This window comes from Streptococcus sp. SR4 (assembly GCF_000517725.1).
GTDB lineage: Bacteria > Bacillota > Bacilli > Lactobacillales > Streptococcaceae > Streptococcus > Streptococcus salivarius_F.
The window spans coordinates 1-2,889 of the sequence record NZ_AZYW01000028.1 but is presented as its reverse complement, the minus strand read 5'-3'; the positions used below and the strand labels follow the sequence as shown (position 1 = coordinate 2,889).

1 protein-coding gene is annotated in these 2,889 nt (G+C 38.7%); it reads left to right on the top strand.

What is annotated here, in order from left to right; translation table 11 throughout:
• Positions 1-2,889, top strand: a 2,889-nt coding sequence (locus HMPREF1519_RS03670; protein ID WP_037611193.1) for a Spy0128 family protein, incomplete at both ends; no start/stop codon positions are given.

The following is a 2,889-nucleotide window of genomic DNA, read 5'->3' as shown; positions in this document are numbered from 1 at the left end:
AATACACAAGTTGGTACTCACAAGTACACTGTAGAAGAAGTTCAAGGTTCTGAAGCAGGAATGCAATATGATACGATGAAAGCTGAAGTAACAATTACTGTTACTAAAGAAGGTCACGTACTTAAAGCAACAAATACTCTTCCTGCAGATACAGAGTTCAACAATACCTTCACATCAGCTCCTACTCAAGCTCAATTCAAGTTCACTAAACGTCTTGAAGGTAAAGTACTTGAAGCAGATGCCTTCACATTCGAATTGCTTGAAAATGGCAATGTAATCCAAACTAAGAAAAATGCTGCAGATGGTTCAATCACATTTGATGCGATTGAATACAGCGCTGAAGGTGAACACACTTACACTGTGCGTGAAAAAGCTGGTAACGATACAAATATCGATTACGATACTATGAACGCAGTAGTGAAAGTTAAAGTTACTAAAGATGCCGCTACAGGTCTCTTGAGTACTGCTGTTACAATGCCTGAAGACACTGAGTTCAACAACTATGTTGTTGCTCCAGTTGTGACTAAGTTTGACTTTACTAAGAAATTGGCAGGTCGTGAACTTAAAGCAGGTGAATTCAGCTTCGTATTGAAAGATGCTGCTGGTAAGGTCGTTGAAACTGTTAAAAATGATGCTGCTGGTAACGTAACCTTCTCTGAATTGTCATTTGACAATACTAAAGTTGGTACACACACTTACACTGTAGAAGAAGTAATTCCTGAAAATAAAGAATTCGGAATGACTTACGACCAAATGAAAGCTACAGTGACAGTTGAAGTTGCTAAGAATGGTCACACATTGACTACTGTTACAAACGTTACATCAACTGGTGGTGTAGACGCTAACGGTAATGCAACTGATGGTACTGCAGATAAAGAATTCAACAACAAAGTCACTCCTCCGAACACTCCGGAATTCCAACCAGAAAAATTTGTCGTTTCTAAAGAGAAATATGACATCACTGGTGACAAGTTGATGGATGATGACGATGATGTTCCTGGTAACGAGTACACAGCAACAAACGCCAATCCATATGTTGATGGTGTTGCCAACAACGAACCAGAAAACTTGAATACTAAGACTGTTAAACGCGGTTCTAAATTGGTATACCAAGTATGGCTTGATACTACTAAATTCACAGAAGCTAACAACGTTCAATACGTTGGTGTATCTGATACATACGACGCTGATAAATTGGATGTAAACGCTTCTGACATCAAGGCTTATGATTCAGTAACTGGTGCAGATGTGACTGCTAAATTCGACATCAAAGTTGAAAATGGCACAATCACTGCAACTTCTAAAGATGAATTTATCAAAGATAAAGTAAACAACCCTGTTATCGATACTACTAAATTCGCCTTTGGACGTTACTATAAATTTGATATCCCAGCAACTGTTAAAGAATCTGTTAAAGCTGGTGCTGATATTGAAAATACAGCCAACCAAACAGTTCACGTTTACAACCCAGTAAGCAAGACAGTTGAAAAACCAAACAAACCAACACAAAAACGTGTTAACAGCGTTCCAGTTCCAGTGGAAATGAACTTCACAAAACGTTTGGAAGGTCGTGAACTTCAAGCTAACGAATTCGAATTCGTATTGAAGAAAGACGGCGTTGAAGTTGAACGCGTGAAGAACGACGCTGCTGGTAAGATTGTCTTCAAGACTCTTGAATTTGGTCGCGATGATCTTGGTAAGACTTACAACTACACAGTAGAAGAAACTCCTGGTACAGATACAACTGTCAAATACGACACAATGGTTGCCACTGTTAAAGTTGTTGTTTCACACGACGGTACAGCTAAAGCAATCGTTGCCAACGTAACAGATGCTGCTGATAAAGAATTCAACAACCGTGTAACACCTCCAGAAGAACCTAAGTTCCAACCAGAGAAATACGTTGTTTCTAAAGCGAAATTCGATATCACTGGTACTAAACTCGTTGATGATGATTCTGAATTGACAGATAAATATGGTGAAACAAACACAAACCCATATGTTGATAATACAAACAACAACGAAGATGAAAACTTAAATACTAAGTCAGTTGAACGTGGATCTAAACTTTACTACCAAGTATGGTTGGATACAACTAAATTTGATGCAGCTAACAAAGACAACATCCAAACAGTAGGAATCACAGATAACTACGACAAGGATAAATTGACTGTTAATGCTTCAGAAATCAAGGTTTATGATTCTGTAACTGGTGCAGACGTTACTAACAAGTTCGATATCTCTGATAACAACGGTGTTCTTACAGCTAACCTTAAAGCTGGCTTCACTAAGTCACTTGGCGACGCTGAAAACACTCAAATCATTGATACTACTAAGTTCGAATTTGGACGCTACTATAAATTTGATATTCCAGCAACAGTGAAAGACGATGTTGTAGCTGGTGCAGATATCGAAAACAAAGCAGCCCAAGTTGTTAACTACTACAACCCAGTAAGCAAGACTGTTGAAAAACCAAACAAACCAACTGAAAAACGTGTCAACAGTGTTCCAATCTCAGTAGAATTTAATTTCACTAAGAAATTGGAAGGTCGTGACCTTAAAGCTGGCGAATTCACATTCGAGTTGAAAGATAGCGACAATGTTGTGATTGCAACTGCAACCAACGATGCAGCTGGTAAGATTAAATTCTCTCCAGTAGAGTACACAAATAAAGCTGGTAAAACTGTTACAGCCCTTAAATACCAGAAGGGTCAAGAAGGTACTTACAAGTACACTGTAACAGAGGTTAAGGGTACAGATGCAACTGTCACTTACGATGAAATGGCTGCTGTTGTAACTGTTACTGTATCTCATGATGGTACAGCGAAAGCCTTGATCACAAACGTGACAGACCCTGCGGATAAAGAATTTAACAACCGTGTAACTCCT